Here is a 14,788-nt window from a genome sequence, read left to right on the forward strand (position 1 = left end):
GCCAGATGCGGGCATTCGTTTTTCCCGGCCAAGGGGCGCAGACAATCGGGATGGGGCAGGCGCTGGCCGCCGCTTATCCCGCGGCAAAGGCCGTGTTCGACGAGGTCGATGACGCCTTGGGCGAAAAACTGTCCGCGCTGATCTGGGAGGGCGATATCGAGACGCTGACCCTGACGCAGAACGCGCAGCCTGCGCTGATGGCCACATCTCTTGCCGCGATCCGCGCGCTAGAGGCCGAAGGCGTGGATGTCACGGCGGCGAGTTTCGTGGCTGGTCACAGCCTTGGCGAGTATTCCGCACTCGCCGCCGCCCGCGCGCTGACCGTCGCTGATACCGCGCGGCTGTTGCGCATCCGTGGCCGCGCGATGCAAGAGGCCGTGCCGGTGGGTCTGGGGGCGATGGCGGCGCTCTTGGGGCTGGACTTTGACCAAGCCCGCGCCGTGGCCGAAGAGGCCTCCCAAGGCGAGGTCTGCGAGGCCGCGAACGATAATGATCCGGGGCAGGTGGTTGTGTCCGGCCATAAGGCTGCCGTGGAACGCGCGCTGGACATCGCCAAGGCCAAGGGCGCCAAACGCGCGATCCTGTTGCCGGTCAGCGCACCGTTTCATTGCAGCCTGATGGCCCCTGCGGCGGATGTGATGGCCGAAGCGCTGGATGGTGTGTCGATCACCGCGCCTGTCGTTGGGCTGGTCGCGAATGTGCTGGCCGATGTGGTCAGCGACCCTGCCGAGATTCGCAAACTGCTGGTGGCTCAGGTCACGGGATCGGTACGCTGGCGCGAAAGCGTGGCCTTCATGGCAGCGCAGGGTGTGACGGATGTTTACGAGATCGGGGCAGGCAAGGCCCTGTCCGGCATGGTCAAGCGTATCAACCGCGATCTGGCGGCCACGGCTGTCGGGTCGCCCGAAGATGTGGTGGCCATGGCTGCTGCGCTGCATGAATAAAGGAAAACAGATGTTTGATTTGAATGGAAAAAATGCGCTGATCACGGGTGCATCCGGTGGCATTGGCGGGGCCATCGCCAAGGCGCTTTACGAGGCAGGCGCGACTGTCGCTTTGTCCGGCACACGGGTGGAGCCGCTGCAGGCGCTCGCCGCCTCCTTGGGTGACCGCGCGCATGTGCTGCCTTGCAATCTGTCGGATGCCGACGCGGTCAACGCGCTGCCCAAACAGGCGGCCGAGCTGATGGGGTCCGTCGATATTTTGGTGAATAACGCGGGTATCACGCGCGATAACCTGTTTATGCGCATGTCGGACGAGGAATGGTCGTCGGTGCTGGAGGTGAACCTCACATCCACCATGCGCCTGTGCAAAGGTGTCATCCGTGGCATGATGAAGGCGCGCTGGGGGCGGATCGTGAATATCTCTTCCGTCGTGGGCGCGACCGGCAACCCGGGGCAGGCGAATTATGCAGCCTCCAAGGCAGGCATGGTCGGCATGTCGAAATCCATCGCCTACGAGGTCGCTAGCCGTGGCATCACCGTCAATTGCGTGGCACCGGGTTTCATCACCACGGCCATGACCGACAAGCTGACGGACGACCAGAAATCCGCGATCCTGACGCAAGTCCCCGCAGGGCGTATGGGCGAGGCCGAAGAGATTGCGGCGGCGGTTTTGTATCTGGCGAGCAATGAGGCCGCCTATGTCACAGGCAGCACCTTGCATGTGAATGGCGGGATGGCCATGCTGTAGAACGGGCTGGCGGGGAAACCGTTTGCCAAGGCGGAATTCTCTGCTATTAGCCTCGCAGCTTGAATATGCGGTGAACTCCCGCTTTGCTACATCCCGCAAGGGAATCTGAAAACGGGCGCTTGCCCAGAAAGACATGAGGAATTGACATGAGCGATGTCGCAGACCGCGTACGCAAGATCGTTGTAGAGCATCTTGGTGTTGAAGAAGACAAAGTGACGGAGACTGCGTCCTTCATCGATGATCTGGGTGCCGACAGCCTTGATACCGTCGAATTGGTCATGGCTTTCGAAGAGGAATTCGGGATCGAGATCCCCGATGATGCCGCCGAAACCATCCAGACTTTTGGCGACGCCGTGAAATTCATTTCCAGCGCGCAATAAGCTTCAACCCTGCGGGGTTGCTGGCGGCGTCCTTCGGGGCGCCGTTTTGCTTTCAGGCGCGGGTTTGCGCCACAGCGCTGAACCCCGCCCTTGCCCCTTGCGGGCGGGCTGGGCTATCAAGTCGAAAACACACCAAGAGGTGAGGGCATCAAATGCGTCGTGTCGTTGTAACTGGGCTGGGGCTGGTGACGCCGCTGGCCGACGGGGTCGAGAAAACTTGGGAACGCCTGCTGGCCGGGCAATCCGGCGCTGGCAAGATCACGGGGTTCGATCCCAGTCGCCTGACCACGCAATATGCCTGTGAAGTGCCTTTGGGCGATGGCACGGACGGCACCTTCAACGCCGATGCCTATATGGAGCCCAAGGAACAGCGCAAGGTCGATACCTTTATCCTTTTCGGCATGGCCGCCGCCCAGCAGGCGATCGAGGATTCGGGCTGGCAGCCGACCGAGCGTGCCGATCAGGAACGCACGGGCGTGATGATCGGGTCGGGGATCGGGGGGCTGAATTCCATCGCCGACACGGCCGTGATGATGGCCGAAAAGGGCCCACGCCGCGTGTCGCCGTTCTTTGTGCCCGGTGCGCTGATCAACCTGATCTCGGGGCAGGTGTCGATCCGCTACGGGTTCCGTGGCCCGAACCATGCGCCAGTGACCGCTTGTTCCACAGGGGCGCATGCGATTGGCGATGCGTCGCGGCTGATCATGTTCGGGGATGCCGATGTAATGATCGCAGGCGGGGCCGAGGCCGCGATCTGCGAACTGGGCATCGCCGGTTTTAACGCCTGCAAGGCGCTGTCGACCGCCCATAACGACGATCCGACCAAAGCCAGCCGTCCATGGGACCGCGACCGTGACGGGTTTGTCATGGGCGAGGGGGCGGGCATCGTCGTGCTGGAAGAATATGAACATGCCAAGGCGCGTGGTGCCAAGATTTATGCCGAGGTGCTGGGCTACGGTCTGTCGGGCGATGCCCACCACATCACCGCCCCGCCGCCCGACCATGAAGGCGCCGAACGCGCGATGCGTGGGGCCTGTCGCAACGCAGGCATCGACCCTGCGCAGATCGACTATGTCAACGCGCATGGCACATCGACCATGGCCGACACGATCGAACTGGGGGCAGTTGAACGCCTTGTCGGGCCAGAGGCTGCGGCGAAACTGACCATGTCCTCGACAAAATCGGCGACGGGGCACCTTTTGGGCGCTGCGGGCGCAATCGAGGCTGTGTTTTCCATCCTCGCGATCCGTGATCAGGTGGCACCACCGACGATCAATCTTGACAACCCCGATGTGGAAACCGTCGTGGACCTCTGCGCCAATGCCAAGCGCGAACGCCGGATCGACGTGGCCCTGTCCAACTCGTTCGGCTTCGGGGGCACCAATGCCAGCGTGATCTTCGGGAAAATCGCCTGATGTGGCGGCATATCGCGGCGAATTTCCTGACGTTCTTCACGGTGGCCCTGTTCCTGCTGGCGGGGGCCATCGGCTGGGGGACGAAACAATACCGTGACCCCGGCCCGCTCGCGCAGGCGATCTGCTTTCAGGTGCCAAGCGGCGCGTCGATGTCCTTGGTCACCGATGCGCTGGTCGCGCAGGGGGCTGTCAGCAACGGCACGATCCTGCGGATCGGTGCCGATTACAGCGACAAGTCGGGCCTGTTGAAGGCGGGCAGCTTTCTGGTGCCCGAAGCCGCGTCGATGGAACAGGTGATGGATATCATCACGCGCGGCGGCGCCAATACCTGCGGCACCGAAGTTATCTACCGGATCGGTGTGAACCAGGTGCAGGGCGTTGTGCGCGAACTTGACCCCGCTACCAACCGTTTCGAGGAACGCGCGAGTTTCGATCCGCTGACCGAGGAAGAACCCCCTGTGTATGCAGAGGTGCGCGCGCAAGCTGACACACGTTTCCGCGTTGTGCTGGCCGAAGGTGTCACCAGCTGGCAGGTGCTGAACGCGATGCGCGGGATCGGCTCGCTTGAGGCGGATGTGACCGAAACGCCGCCCGAAGGCTCGCTTGCGCCCGCAAGCTATGAATTCACCCCCGGCACGCCGGTGTCCGCGATCCTTGCGCAGATGACCGCGCGGCAGGACGCCATCATCGCCACTGCCTGGGCCAACCGGCAGGACGGCCTGCCCATCACCACCCCTGAAGAGATGCTGGTCCTTGCCAGCATCATCGAAAAGGAAACCAGCGAAGTCGACGAACGTCGGCAGGTCGCCAGCGTCTTTGTCAACCGGCTGAATCAGGGGATGCGGCTGCAAACCGATCCCACGGTGATTTATGGTGTCACCCGTGGCGAAGGCGTGCTGGGCCGCGGCATCCGGCAAAGCGAATTGCGCGACGACAATCCGTGGAACACCTATGTCATCACGGGTCTGCCGCCGACCCCCATCGCCAACCCCGGCCGCGCTAGCATCGAAGCAGCTGTGGATCCTGACGAGACCGCCTATATTTTCTTCGTGGCCAATGGCACCGGCGGGCATACGTTCACCACCAATCTGGACGATCACAACAGGGCTGTCGCGGTCTGGCGGCGGATCGAGGCCGAACGCGAAGCCAACCAATGATCCTCTGAATTGATGAACAAACGGACAAAGGGTCGCCCGCTGGTCGGGCGGCCCTTTGTTGTATTTGGGGCCGGTTTGGGGTAGTGTGGCATGGCTAGATGGTGTGACGTGGCGGTCACCCACTCGACCTGCGGAAGGCTCCCAACAGGTCACCCCATCATGACTGAACGACACGACACCGACACCACCCCGTTGGCTGCGGCGCAGGCGCGGGTGATCGAAATCAACACCTTGTTCGCCCGCATCCGCAAGTTGCTGGATTACAGCCTGCGGATCACCGACGATCTCAGCGTCGATACCCCCCGCGCAATCATCACCCGTATGGATCAACTGATCGCGGCGCATCTGAAGGTGCTGACCGCCGAGGAGGCTTTCAATGCTGCCCAAAACGCAAACCCCGGCGACATCGCCGACCTTGACAGCATCCGGGACGATCTTGGGCGCCGACTTGATCGCCTCCGCGCCAGCCTTGGCGCAAATGGCGTTTCTGAACAGCCTCAGTGAGGCGGAATTGCTGGCCTTGCCTTATCTCTTTTCGTTCTGGGCGATGCCGCATCAGTTGCCGCCGCCCGGCGACTGGCGGACATGGGTGATCCTTGGCGGGCGGGGTGCGGGCAAGACCCGCGCGGGTGCGGAATGGGTGCGCAGCATGGTGGCGGGGGCGGCGCGCCGGATCGCACTGATCGGGGAAACCTTTGATCAGGCGCGCGAGGTGATGGTGTTTGGCGACAGCGGCATCATGGCCGTCTGCCCGCCCGATGCGCGGCCCAAATGGATCGCAAGCCGGCATATGCTGGTCTGGCCCAACGGCGCGCAGGCGACGCTGTTTTCGGCCCACGAACCAGAAGCCTTGCGTGGCCCGCAGTTCGATGCCGCTTGGGTGGATGAACTGGCCAAATGGCGCAAGGCCGCAGCGACATGGGATATGCTGCAATTCGGGCTGCGGCTGGGGGATCAGCCGCGCGTCTGCGTGACGACGACACCGCGCCGGCAGGCGCTGTTGCGCAAATTGCTGGACCGGCCCAGCACGGTCGTCACGCACGCGCCCACCAGCGCCAATCGCGCGAACCTCGCCGACAGCTTTCTGGCGGAAATGGCGGCGGAATATGCCGGCACGGCGCTGGGGCGGCAGGAACTGGAAGGCGTGATGCTCGAGGATGTCGATGGCGCGCTGTGGCAGACAGGTACACTCGCTGCCTGTCAGGTGGCCACAGCGCCGCCACTGACGCGGATCGTCGTCGCGGTCGATCCGCCCACGACGGCGCATGCCGGATCGGACGCCTGCGGGATCATCGTCGCAGGCGTGGTGATGGAAGGCCCCGTGCAGGACTGGCGCGCCTATGTGCTGGAGGATGCAAGCCTGCAAGGCGCCAGCCCCGATAGTTGGGCGCGCGCAGCCATTGCCGCCGTCGCGCGCCACGGCGCCGACAGGCTGGTGGCCGAGGTGAACCAGGGCGGTGACATGGTCGCCGCCGTGATCCGCCAGATCGACCCCCTGGTCCCGTTCCGCGCGGTCCATGCCAGCCGTGGCAAGGTGGCTCGCGCCGAACCTGTCGCCGCACTTTATGAACAAGGCCGCGTACATCACCTGCGGGGCCTTGGCGATCTGGAAGACCAGATGTGCCAGATGACACATGCGGGCTATCAGGGCAAAGGGTCCCCCGACCGCGTCGATGCTTTGGTCTGGGCGATCCACGACCTGATGATCGGACCCGCGCAAAGCTGGCGCAATCCCCAGATCAGAGGGCTCTGACCGTCGCAGCCCTGCGGGCTGCTCGGGCGCGCCGCGCGGGAGTATTTTTGGAAAAAAGAAGATGCGGGACTTCCCGGCACCTTTCGCATCGTTCGAGCCCAAATATCCCCGCCGGAGGCCAAAAAGTTTTTAGGCACAGGACGTGCAACACCCACCGCGCGGCGCTGTAACCGCATCCTCAACCCCTTTGGCTACATTCCTCTCAACGCCGCAAGAGACCGCTTCGAGGAGAAGACATGTTTGATTTCCTGAACCGCAAGCCAGCCCCCGCGCCCGAAAGCAAAGCCTCGGCCACGGGGCGCGTCGTGGCACTTCAGGGGGCGGGCCGTGTCGCATGGTCACCGCGCGATGTGGTGTCGCTGACGCGGACGGGGTTTCTGGGCAATCCGGTGGGCTTTCGCGCCGTGCGCCTGATTTCCGAGGCCGCCGCCGCGATCCCGCTGGTCGTGCAGGATGACGCGCACCGCTATGACCGCCACCCCGTGCAGGCGCTGTTGGCGCGGCCCAATGCGGCGCAGGGGCGGGCGGAGCTGCTCGAGGCTTTGTTCGGGCAGGTGCTGTTGACCGGCAACGGCTATCTGGAGGCGGTGGCGGTCGATAGCTTGCCTGCCGAGATCCATGTGCTGCGGTCCGACCGCATGGCGGTGATCCCCGGCCCTGACGGCTGGCCTGCGGGTTATGAATACAATGTCGATGGCCGCAAGCACCGCTTTGCCGTCTGTGAAGATCAAAGCCCGATCTGCCATGTGAAAAGCTTTCATCCGCAGGACGACCATTACGGGTTTTCCGCGTTGCAAGCCTGTGCTGCCGCCATCGACGTGCATAACGCGGCCTCGCGCTGGTCCAAAGCGCTGCTCGACAATGCGGCACGGCCTTCGGGCGCGATTGTCTATCGCGGGGCGGACGGGCAATCCGCGTTAACCACCGACCAATATGACCGGCTGGTCAGCGAGATGGAAAGCCAGCATCAGGGTGCGCGCAATGCGGGCCGGCCGATGCTGCTGGAAGGCGGGCTCGACTGGAAACCGATGGGGTTTTCGCCTTCTGACATGGAGTTCCAGAAAACCAAGGAAGCCGCCGCGCGCGAGATCGCCATCGCCTTTGGCGTGCCGCCGATGCTGCTGGGTATCCCCGGTGATGCGACCTATGCCAATTACCAGGAGGCCAACCGCGCCTTTTACCGCCTGACCGTGTTGCCTTTGGCGACGCGTGTGGCTTCGGTGATCGCGGATTGGCTCTCGGATTTCTCAGGGCAGCGTATCGAAATCCGCCCTGATATCGACCAGATCGCCGCCCTGTCGCATGAACGCGACAGTCTCTGGGCGCGGGTGGGGGCGGCGACATTCCTGAGCGATGCGGAAAAGCGCAGCCTTTTGGGCCTGCCCGCACAGGAGGTCGGCCAGCATGGATGACAAGGTCATTGCCCTGCGTGGCCAGCCGCGCCCGCCGCCACCGCCGCCTGCGTCGGATTTCTGGTTCGCCCATGTCGATCTGCGGCTGGGCCGGATCGAATTCATCATCGCGCGGCTCGAATGGCAAATCTGGATCGTGGTCTGCGGCTGCGCGGGTCTGCTGGTCTTCGAGATCGTCAATGCACTCAGCGGAGGGACACCATGACCTTGGAACATAAATTCTGCACCGGACCCCAGGATGTGACCGTCACCGACGGGCAGGTCATCAGCGGCTATGCCTCTTTGTTCGGCAAATCCGATCAGGGCGGTGATATTGTCGATGCTGGTGCCTACCGGATCAGCCTGTCCAAGGGGCGGCGGATCAAGATGCTTTGGCAGCACGATCCGTCCCAGCCCATCGGCGTCTGGGACGAGGTCGTCGAGGATGCCCGCGGCCTGTGGGTCAAGGGCCGTCTTTTGACCGATATCGCCCGCGCACGGGAGGCGGCCAGCCTGATCGCGGCAGGTGCCATCGACGGGCTGTCCATCGGCTATCGCACGGTGCGCGCCCACAAGGACGATGCCGGCGCGCGCCGCCTGTCGGAACTGGACCTGTGGGAAGTGTCGCTGGTCACCTTTCCGATGCTGCCCGATGCGCGTGTCACCGCCAAGGCGGAGGCCCGCGACGCAGGCGATCTGCACCGCCTTGCGCGCGCGTTTCAAGAGGCGCGCTGCCTGCTGCACCCGCTTTCACCACGACCCTGAAGGACCACCCCATGACCAACCCCGTGCCCAAGGCCCGGATCGCAGATGATCTGTCCGCGCCTGACCTGACCGAAGCCATCGCCGGATTTCTGGCCGATTTCACCATTTTTACCAACGGCCTGCAGGCCAAACTTCAAAAACAGGATGACCGCATGAACAAGCTGGATCGCAAGACGATGATGACCGCCCGCAGCGCGCTGGCGACAGGTGCCGCACCCGAGGCGCCGCATCAGAAAGCCTTTGCCGCCTATCTGCGGTCGGGCGATGACGACGCCCTGCGCGGGCTGGAGTTGGAGGGCAAGGCGATGTCCTCGGCCATGGCCGCTGATGGTGGCTATCTGGTGGACCCGCAAACCGCCGATACGATCAAGGGGACCTTGTCCTCGACCGCGTCCTTGCGCGCGGTGGCCAGTGTCGTGACGGTGGATGCCACGTCTTACGATGTGCTGGTCGATCATACCGAAATGGGTGCTGGCTGGGCGACCGAGACCGGCAGCATGGCGGAAACCATCACGCCGCAGATCGACCGGATCAGCATTCCGCTGCACGAGTTGTCGGCCCTGCCCAAGGCGTCGCAGCGACTGCTCGATGACAGTGCCTTTGACATCGAAGGTTGGCTGGCAGGGCGCATTGCGGATAAATTCGCCCGTTCCGAGGCGGGGGCCTTCATCAACGGGGACGGTCTGGACAAGCCCAAGGGGATGCTGACCTATCCTCAGGTCGAAAATGAGCTGTGGGAATGGGGCAGCATCGGGTATGTGCCGACGGGCGTCGCAGGCGGTATCCAGTCGGGTGATCCGATCGTCGATCTGGTCTATGCGCTGGGGGCGGTTTACCGCGCCAACGGGACCTTTGTCATGAACTCCAAGACCGCAGGCACGATCCGCAAGCTGAAAGACAACGACGGCCGGTTCCTGTGGTCCGACGGTCTGGCCGCGGGCGAGCCTGCGCGGCTGATGGGCTATCCGGTGCTGGTGGCCGAGGACATGCCCGACATCGCGGCAGGGGCGACGGCCATCGCCTTCGGTGATTTCGGCGCGGGCTATACCGTGGCCGAACGCCCCGATCTGCGCGTGCTGCGCGATCCGTTCTCGGCCAAGCCGCATGTGCTGTTCTACGCCACCAAGCGCGTGGGGGGTGCGGTCAGCGATTTCGCCGCGATCAAGCTTCTGAAATTCGCGGTCAGCTGACCCTGACCCGATAGGGCGCGCGCGTCACGATGCGCGTTGCCCGGCCCCCGGATGCAGGCTTGCCTGCCATGTCTAGCAGCCCCCCTTCCGTCCGAGCATGGCAGGCGGGTCTGTGTCCGGGACAGCTGTGCCAAATGAATTTCGGAGCAAATCCATGATGTTAGTCGAAGAAAACCCGGTATCCGATGCGGTCCTGCCGGTGGCGCAGCTGAAAGAACATCTGCGCCTTGCCACGGGCTTTGCCGATGATGCCGATCAGGACGGGCTGTTGTTGCGCCACCTGCGCGCCGCCATGGCCGCGATCGAGGCGCGCACGGGCAAGATCCTGATCGAGCGTGATTTCACATGGACGCTGCACGCCTGGCGCGATCCTGTCCGGCAGGTGCTGCCCGTGGCGCCGGTCAATGCCATCGTGCATGTGACGCGCGTGGCGCAGGACGGCACCACGACTGTCACCGACCCCGCAGGATGGTATCTGGTGGCGGACGGGGCGCGGCCTGCGCTGGTGGCCAAGGGTGGCCTTTTGCCGGGCGTCCCGCCGCATGGGGCGCTGCGCATCGGGCTGATGGCGGGGTTCGGGCCGGAATGGTCAGACCTGCCGGCCGATCTGGCACAGGCGAGCCTGATGCTGGCTGCGCATCATTTCGATTGCCGCCATGACATGGGCGCGGCGCACAGCACGGTGCCTGCCGCGATCATGGCGCTGCTTGATCCGTACCGCGTGGTGCGGCTGGGGGCGCGCGCATGAGCATCCCCCAGATGACCCGCGCGCTGGTGCTGGAACACCGCGTGCAGACCCCCGATGGTGCAGGCGGGTTTACCAGCGACTGGCAGCCTTTGGGCCGAGTCTGGGCCGCGATCAAGCCCGGCACGGGGCGCGAGGCTGTGGCGCTTTCGGCAAGCCTGTCGCGCGTGCCTTACCAGATCATCCTGCGCGCCGCCCCCGTGGGTGCGCCGTCACGCCCGCAGCCGGGGCAAAGGTTCCGGCAGGGCGCGCGGCTTTTCGGGATCAGTGCCGTGACCGAAGCCGATGACAAGGGCCTTTACCTGACCTGCACCGCAACCGAGGAGGTGGCCACATGACCTATGCTGTCGCTGCCGCCCTGCAAACAGCGGTTTATACGCGGCTTACGGCCGACCCCGCGCTTGCCGCCCTTGTGGGGGCTGCGATCTATGACGCGGTGCCTGCGGGCACCCTGCCGCCGCTTTATGTCGTCATCGGCAACGAGGATGTGCGCGATGCCTCTGACAAGACCGGCAGTGGCGCCGATCACGCGCTGGCCATCAACGTGCTGAGCGAGGCGGCAGGTTTCGCCGGTGCCAAGGTCGCCGCTGGCGCTGTTTGCGATGCGCTTTTGGGTGCGCCGATGACGCTGGTGCGCGGCACGCTTGTCAGCCTCAATTTCACCAAGGCCAAGGCCCTGCGCACGACCACCGGCAACATGCGCCAGATCACGCTGATCTTTCGCGCCCGCGTGGCCGACGACGTTTAACCCCCGATAAAGGAGAGCCCCGATGGTGGCCCAGAACGGAAAAGACCTGCTTATCAAGATCGACATGACCGGCGACGGCCAGTTCGAAACGCTGGCAGGCCTGCGCGCGACGCGGATCAGCCTGAATGCCGAAACGGTGGATGTGACCAGCCTCGACAGCAGCGGCGGCTGGCGGCAGTTGCTGGGGGGGGCGGGGGTGAAAACCGCCGCGATTTCCGGCTCTGGCGTGTTCAAGGATGATGCGACGGACGAACGCGCGCGCCAGATCTTTTTCGGCGGGTTGATGCCCGATTTTCAGGTCATCATCCCCGGTTTCGGCACGCTGCAAGGCGCGTTCCAGATCACCGGCATCGACTATGCGGGCAGCCATAACGGGGAAGCGACCTACGAAGTCTCGCTCGCCTCTGCGGGGGCCTTGCAATTCGTGGCGCTGCTTTGATGGCCAATCCTTTCACGGGCGAGGTCGCGGTGACCATCGGTGACACCGTGATTGATGCCAAATTGACGCTGGGCGCGCTGGCGGAGCTGGAATCAAACCTGCAAACCGGATCGCTGGTCGATCTGGTGGCGCGGTTCGAGGGTGGCGTTTTTTCCAGCCGCGACGTGATGGCCGTGATCGTGGCAGGGCTGCGCGGCGGTGGCTGGCGCGGGCAGGCGGGGGATCTTTTGGCGGTGGATTTCCCCGGCGGGCCGCTGGGTGCTGCGAAACTGGCCGCGACCCTGCTTGCGCGGGCCTTCACGGTGCCGGAATGACGCCACTCGACTGGGCAGGGCTGATGCGTGCGGGGCTGTGTAGCTTGCGCCTGCCGCCCGCGACCTTCTGGGCGCTGACGCCTGCGGAACTGCAACTGATGCTGGGCGCGCAGGCGGGGCCTGCCCCCATGACGCGCGCGGGCCTTGATGCTTTGGCGCGCGCCTTTCCCGATGATCCGAAAGGGGATGATGATGAGCGATCTTGACCGGCTTGACGCCTTTGACAGCGATATTTCCGCGCTGGAACGCAGCCTTGGCGATGTGTCCGCCGTCACGGCCGCCTTTGATGCGCAGTTGCGCGGTACGCAGACAGCGCTGACCGATACGACCCGCGATCTGGGCAATCTCGAACGGGGGTTCTCGAACGGATTGCGCCGCGCGCTGGACGGGCTGGTGCTGGATGGCAAAAGCCTATCGGATGTGTTCGCCGGACTTGGGCGGTCGATGTCGGGCACGGTCTATAACGCCGCGCTGAAACCTGTGACCGACCATTTCGGCGGGCTGCTGGCGGGCGGGCTGAACAGTCTTGTGTCCGGCCTGATGCCCTTTGCGGATGGTGCGCCGTTCTCGCAAGGCCGCGTGATGCCCTTCGCCAAGGGCGGCGTTGTATCCAGCCCCACGGCGTTCCCGATGCGCGGCGGCACCGGATTGATGGGCGAGGCGGGGCCAGAGGCGATCATGCCGCTTGCACGCGGGGCGGACGGGCGGCTGGGTGTGCGCGGCGGTGGCGGGGCGGTGAATGTCACCATGCATATCACCACGCCCGATGTGCAGGGCTTCCAGCGCAGCCAGTCGCAGATCGCGCAGCAACTGGCGCGTGCGATGCAACGCGGCCAGCGCAACAGCTAAGGAATAAGCGATGTTTCACGAGATCAGATTTCCTGCCAACCTGTCGTTTGGCGCCACGGGCGGGCCGGAAAGGCGCACCGAGGTGGTCACACTCGCCAACGGATACGAGGAACGCAACACGCCCTGGGCCCATTCGCGCAGGCGCTACGACGCGGGGCTTGGGCTCAGCGCGCTGGACGATCTGGCAACACTCATCGCGTTTTTCGAGGCGCGTCAGGGCCAGTTGATCGGTTTCCGCTGGAAGGACTGGTCGGATTACAAATCCTGCCTGCCATCGCAGGATACCGCAGGGCCGGACCAGCTGATCGGCGTGGGTGACGAGGTGAGGCGCGATTTCCAGCTTTCAAAAACCTACCGGTCGGGCGAGACGGTCTATGTCCGCCCCATCACCAAACCCGTCGCAGGCTCGATCCGCGTCAGCCGTGGCGGTGATCCGATGGTCGCGGGGGTGGATTACACCGTGGATGCGGCCACAGGCGTCGTCAGCTTTGCCGACGCGCCCGACATCGGCGCGGAAATCAGGGCAGGGTTCGAATTCGACGTGCCGGTGCGTTTTGCCACGGACACGATCCGCACATCCATGTCGCGCTTTCAGGCGGGCGAGGCCCCCGACGTGCCGGTGATCGAGGTGCGGATATGACCGCCCTTGCCGCACATCTGGCGGGCGGAGCGACGCAAACCTGCCATTGCTGGGCCGTGACGCGCCGTGATGGCGTGACCTTGGGGTTCACCGACCACGATCTGCCGCTGGCCTTCGACGGGATCCATTTTGCGCCGGAATCGGGCCTTTCAGCGCGGGCCTTGTCCAGCACCACGGGGCTGTCGGTGAACAACACCGACGCGCTGGGCGCTTTGTCGTCAGATGCGATCACGGAAAGCGACATCACCGCTGGCCGCTATGACGGGGCCGAAGTGCGCATCTGGCTGGTGCGCTGGGACGCAGTGGCCGACCGCGCGCTGAAATTCGCAGGGACCTTGGGCGAGATCACCCGCGCCAAGGGTGGCTTTCAGGCCGAACTCCGCGGGCTGACCGAGATGCTGAACCAGCCGCAGGGGCGCAGTTATCTGACGCAATGTTCCGCCGTGCTGGGGGATGCGCGCTGCCGGTTCGCGCTGGATGATCCTGGTTACCAGTTCAGCGCGCAGCCCGTGGCAGTGCAGGATAACCGCGTTTTCTGGTTCGCGGGGCAGGCCACGTTCAACGATGGCTGGTTCGAGGCGGGGCAGTTGCTGGTCACAACGGGCCCTGCCGCTGGCCTGTCGGCGGTGGTGCAATCCGACCGGCTGATGGACGGGCTGCGCGAAATCACGCTGTGGGACCCGATCCGCGCGGGCGTGGGTGTGGCGGATGTGCTGACCCTGACCGCGGGCTGCGACAAGGCGGCTGTGACCTGCCGCGTGAAATTCGCCAATCTGCTAAACTTTCAGGGCTTTCCCGATATTCCGGGTGATGACTGGCTGGTCGCCGTGCCACGCAGCGACAGCAACCTGACCGGCCAGAGCAGGCGCAACCCATGACGCCGCCTGTCGTGGCCGCCGCGCGGGACTGGATCGGAACGCCCTACATGCATCAAGCCGCGACCAAAGGCGTCGGCTGCGATTGTCTGGGGCTGTTGCGCGGGCTTTGGCGCGAACTCCACGGGGCAGAGCCGGAACAGGTGCCAGCCTATACCCCCGACTGGTCTGAACCGCAGGGGCAGGAGCGGCTGTGGCAGGCGGCGCTGCGCCATATGCCGCCTGCGACGGGCGCGCTGGCCGCGGGCGATGTGCTGCTGTTTCGGATGCGTGCGGGCGGGGTGGCCAAACACCTCGGGCTAGTCTCGGCCACAGGCGACGCCCCCGCGTTCATCCACGCCTATAGCGGACACGGCGTTGTCGAAAGCCCGCTCAGCGCCCCTTGGGCGCGCCGGATCGCGGCGCGTTTTCATTTCACGCAAAGGATCATCTGAT

Annotated in this window: 21 protein-coding genes; all 21 read left to right on the forward strand. The window is 64.6% G+C overall.

Going from position 1 to position 14,788, the window contains the following annotated elements; genetic code table 11:
• Positions 1-5 precede the first annotated feature (5 nt).
• The 21 genes from fabD (at position 6) to VCK47_RS00755 (ending at position 14,787) form a co-directional block, all read left to right on the forward strand.
• Positions 6-944 (forward strand): ACP S-malonyltransferase, encoded by a 939-nt coding sequence (gene fabD, locus VCK47_RS00655; protein ID WP_322891685.1) that lies wholly within the window; start codon positions 6-8, stop codon positions 942-944.
• 10 nt (positions 945-954) lie between these two features.
• The gene (fabG, locus tag VCK47_RS00660) at positions 955-1,692 is read left to right on the forward strand and encodes a 3-oxoacyl-ACP reductase FabG (protein ID WP_322891684.1); all 738 of its coding nucleotides are present in this window, start codon (positions 955-957) and stop codon (positions 1,690-1,692) included.
• A gap of 146 nt (positions 1,693-1,838) precedes the next feature.
• The gene (locus VCK47_RS00665; protein ID WP_007205102.1) at positions 1,839-2,072 is read left to right on the forward strand and encodes an acyl carrier protein; all 234 of its coding nucleotides are present in this window, start codon (positions 1,839-1,841) and stop codon (positions 2,070-2,072) included.
• A 152-nt stretch (positions 2,073-2,224) separates the two neighbouring features.
• Positions 2,225-3,487, forward strand: a complete 1,263-nt coding sequence (gene fabF, locus VCK47_RS00670) for a beta-ketoacyl-ACP synthase II (RefSeq protein ID WP_322891683.1) — start codon at positions 2,225-2,227, stop codon at positions 3,485-3,487.
• Complete coding sequence (gene mltG / locus VCK47_RS00675) at positions 3,487-4,644, forward strand: endolytic transglycosylase MltG (RefSeq protein WP_322891682.1); 1,158 nt, start codon at positions 3,487-3,489, stop codon at positions 4,642-4,644. The genes fabF and mltG overlap by 1 nt, the downstream gene beginning before the upstream one ends.
• A gap of 159 nt (positions 4,645-4,803) precedes the next feature.
• Entirely contained in the window at positions 4,804-5,148 is a 345-nt protein-coding gene (locus tag VCK47_RS00680) for a hypothetical protein (RefSeq protein ID WP_322891681.1), read from the forward strand.
• A complete protein-coding gene (locus tag VCK47_RS00685) occupies positions 5,123-6,397 on the forward strand; it encodes a DNA-packaging protein (protein WP_322891706.1) in 1,275 nt (424 codons plus the stop codon). The genes VCK47_RS00680 and VCK47_RS00685 overlap by 26 nt, the downstream gene beginning before the upstream one ends.
• A gap of 236 nt (positions 6,398-6,633) precedes the next feature.
• Entirely contained in the window at positions 6,634-7,809 is a 1,176-nt protein-coding gene (locus VCK47_RS00690) for a phage portal protein (protein WP_322891680.1), read from the forward strand.
• Positions 7,802-8,014 carry a hypothetical protein gene (locus tag VCK47_RS00695; protein WP_322891679.1) on the forward strand — a complete coding sequence of 71 codons (213 nt, stop codon included), beginning with the start codon at positions 7,802-7,804 and terminating at the stop codon, positions 8,012-8,014. Before VCK47_RS00690 ends, VCK47_RS00695 begins: the two co-directional genes overlap by 8 nt.
• Positions 8,011-8,553: an HK97 family phage prohead protease gene (locus VCK47_RS00700; protein ID WP_322891678.1), complete on the forward strand. Its 543-nt coding sequence runs from the start codon at positions 8,011-8,013 to the stop codon at positions 8,551-8,553. The genes VCK47_RS00695 and VCK47_RS00700 overlap by 4 nt, the downstream gene beginning before the upstream one ends.
• Positions 8,554-8,564: 11 nt before the next feature.
• Positions 8,565-9,743: a phage major capsid protein gene (locus VCK47_RS00705; protein ID WP_322891677.1), complete on the forward strand. Its 1,179-nt coding sequence runs from the start codon at positions 8,565-8,567 to the stop codon at positions 9,741-9,743.
• A gap of 154 nt (positions 9,744-9,897) precedes the next feature.
• Positions 9,898-10,491: a head-tail connector protein gene (locus VCK47_RS00710; RefSeq protein ID WP_322891676.1), complete on the forward strand. Its 594-nt coding sequence runs from the start codon at positions 9,898-9,900 to the stop codon at positions 10,489-10,491.
• Entirely contained in the window at positions 10,488-10,826 is a 339-nt protein-coding gene (locus tag VCK47_RS00715) for a phage head closure protein (RefSeq protein WP_322891675.1), read from the forward strand. Before VCK47_RS00710 ends, VCK47_RS00715 begins: the two co-directional genes overlap by 4 nt.
• The gene (locus VCK47_RS00720) at positions 10,823-11,236 is read left to right on the forward strand and encodes a DUF3168 domain-containing protein (RefSeq protein ID WP_322891674.1); all 414 of its coding nucleotides are present in this window, start codon (positions 10,823-10,825) and stop codon (positions 11,234-11,236) included. The genes VCK47_RS00715 and VCK47_RS00720 overlap by 4 nt, the downstream gene beginning before the upstream one ends.
• A gap of 22 nt (positions 11,237-11,258) precedes the next feature.
• Positions 11,259-11,675 carry a phage major tail protein, TP901-1 family gene (locus VCK47_RS00725; protein WP_322891673.1) on the forward strand — a complete coding sequence of 139 codons (417 nt, stop codon included), beginning with the start codon at positions 11,259-11,261 and terminating at the stop codon, positions 11,673-11,675.
• Positions 11,675-11,989 carry a gene transfer agent family protein gene (locus VCK47_RS00730; protein WP_322891672.1) on the forward strand — a complete coding sequence of 105 codons (315 nt, stop codon included), beginning with the start codon at positions 11,675-11,677 and terminating at the stop codon, positions 11,987-11,989. Before VCK47_RS00725 ends, VCK47_RS00730 begins: the two co-directional genes overlap by 1 nt.
• Entirely contained in the window at positions 11,986-12,195 is a 210-nt protein-coding gene (locus VCK47_RS00735) for a rcc01693 family protein (RefSeq protein ID WP_322891671.1), read from the forward strand. Before VCK47_RS00730 ends, VCK47_RS00735 begins: the two co-directional genes overlap by 4 nt.
• Positions 12,182-12,838 (forward strand): phage tail tape measure protein, encoded by a 657-nt coding sequence (locus VCK47_RS00740; RefSeq protein ID WP_322891670.1) that lies wholly within the window; start codon positions 12,182-12,184, stop codon positions 12,836-12,838. The genes VCK47_RS00735 and VCK47_RS00740 overlap by 14 nt, the downstream gene beginning before the upstream one ends.
• A 10-nt stretch (positions 12,839-12,848) precedes the next feature.
• Positions 12,849-13,478, forward strand: coding sequence for a DUF2460 domain-containing protein (locus tag VCK47_RS00745; RefSeq protein ID WP_322891669.1), 630 nt, complete (start codon positions 12,849-12,851; stop codon positions 13,476-13,478).
• The gene (locus VCK47_RS00750) at positions 13,475-14,356 is read left to right on the forward strand and encodes a DUF2163 domain-containing protein (protein WP_322891668.1); all 882 of its coding nucleotides are present in this window, start codon (positions 13,475-13,477) and stop codon (positions 14,354-14,356) included. Before VCK47_RS00745 ends, VCK47_RS00750 begins: the two co-directional genes overlap by 4 nt.
• Positions 14,353-14,787, forward strand: a complete 435-nt coding sequence (locus VCK47_RS00755; protein ID WP_322891667.1) for a peptidase — start codon at positions 14,353-14,355, stop codon at positions 14,785-14,787. Before VCK47_RS00750 ends, VCK47_RS00755 begins: the two co-directional genes overlap by 4 nt.
• Position 14,788 lies beyond the last annotated feature (1 nt).

The organism is Yoonia sp. 72 (assembly GCF_034652275.1).
Taxonomy (GTDB): domain Bacteria; phylum Pseudomonadota; class Alphaproteobacteria; order Rhodobacterales; family Rhodobacteraceae; genus Yoonia.

Coding starts and splice junctions, on each gene's coding strand:
- fabD (WP_322891685.1), top strand. CDS start 6: ATGCGGGCATTCGTTTTTCCCGGCCAAGGGGCGCAGACAATCGGGATG.
- fabG (WP_322891684.1), top strand. CDS start 955: ATGTTTGATTTGAATGGAAAAAATGCGCTGATCACGGGTGCATCCGGT.
- VCK47_RS00665 (WP_007205102.1), top strand. CDS start 1,839: ATGAGCGATGTCGCAGACCGCGTACGCAAGATCGTTGTAGAGCATCTT.
- fabF (WP_322891683.1), top strand. CDS start 2,225: ATGCGTCGTGTCGTTGTAACTGGGCTGGGGCTGGTGACGCCGCTGGCC.
- mltG (WP_322891682.1), top strand. CDS start 3,487: ATGTGGCGGCATATCGCGGCGAATTTCCTGACGTTCTTCACGGTGGCC.
- VCK47_RS00680 (WP_322891681.1), top strand. CDS start 4,804: ATGACTGAACGACACGACACCGACACCACCCCGTTGGCTGCGGCGCAG.
- VCK47_RS00685 (WP_322891706.1), top strand. CDS start 5,123: ATGGCGTTTCTGAACAGCCTCAGTGAGGCGGAATTGCTGGCCTTGCCT.
- VCK47_RS00690 (WP_322891680.1), top strand. CDS start 6,634: ATGTTTGATTTCCTGAACCGCAAGCCAGCCCCCGCGCCCGAAAGCAAA.
- VCK47_RS00695 (WP_322891679.1), top strand. CDS start 7,802: ATGGATGACAAGGTCATTGCCCTGCGTGGCCAGCCGCGCCCGCCGCCA.
- VCK47_RS00700 (WP_322891678.1), top strand. CDS start 8,011: ATGACCTTGGAACATAAATTCTGCACCGGACCCCAGGATGTGACCGTC.
- VCK47_RS00705 (WP_322891677.1), top strand. CDS start 8,565: ATGACCAACCCCGTGCCCAAGGCCCGGATCGCAGATGATCTGTCCGCG.
- VCK47_RS00710 (WP_322891676.1), top strand. CDS start 9,898: ATGATGTTAGTCGAAGAAAACCCGGTATCCGATGCGGTCCTGCCGGTG.
- VCK47_RS00715 (WP_322891675.1), top strand. CDS start 10,488: ATGAGCATCCCCCAGATGACCCGCGCGCTGGTGCTGGAACACCGCGTG.
- VCK47_RS00720 (WP_322891674.1), top strand. CDS start 10,823: ATGACCTATGCTGTCGCTGCCGCCCTGCAAACAGCGGTTTATACGCGG.
- VCK47_RS00725 (WP_322891673.1), top strand. CDS start 11,259: ATGGTGGCCCAGAACGGAAAAGACCTGCTTATCAAGATCGACATGACC.
- VCK47_RS00730 (WP_322891672.1), top strand. CDS start 11,675: ATGGCCAATCCTTTCACGGGCGAGGTCGCGGTGACCATCGGTGACACC.
- VCK47_RS00735 (WP_322891671.1), top strand. CDS start 11,986: ATGACGCCACTCGACTGGGCAGGGCTGATGCGTGCGGGGCTGTGTAGC.
- VCK47_RS00740 (WP_322891670.1), top strand. CDS start 12,182: ATGAGCGATCTTGACCGGCTTGACGCCTTTGACAGCGATATTTCCGCG.
- VCK47_RS00745 (WP_322891669.1), top strand. CDS start 12,849: ATGTTTCACGAGATCAGATTTCCTGCCAACCTGTCGTTTGGCGCCACG.
- VCK47_RS00750 (WP_322891668.1), top strand. CDS start 13,475: ATGACCGCCCTTGCCGCACATCTGGCGGGCGGAGCGACGCAAACCTGC.
- VCK47_RS00755 (WP_322891667.1), top strand. CDS start 14,353: ATGACGCCGCCTGTCGTGGCCGCCGCGCGGGACTGGATCGGAACGCCC.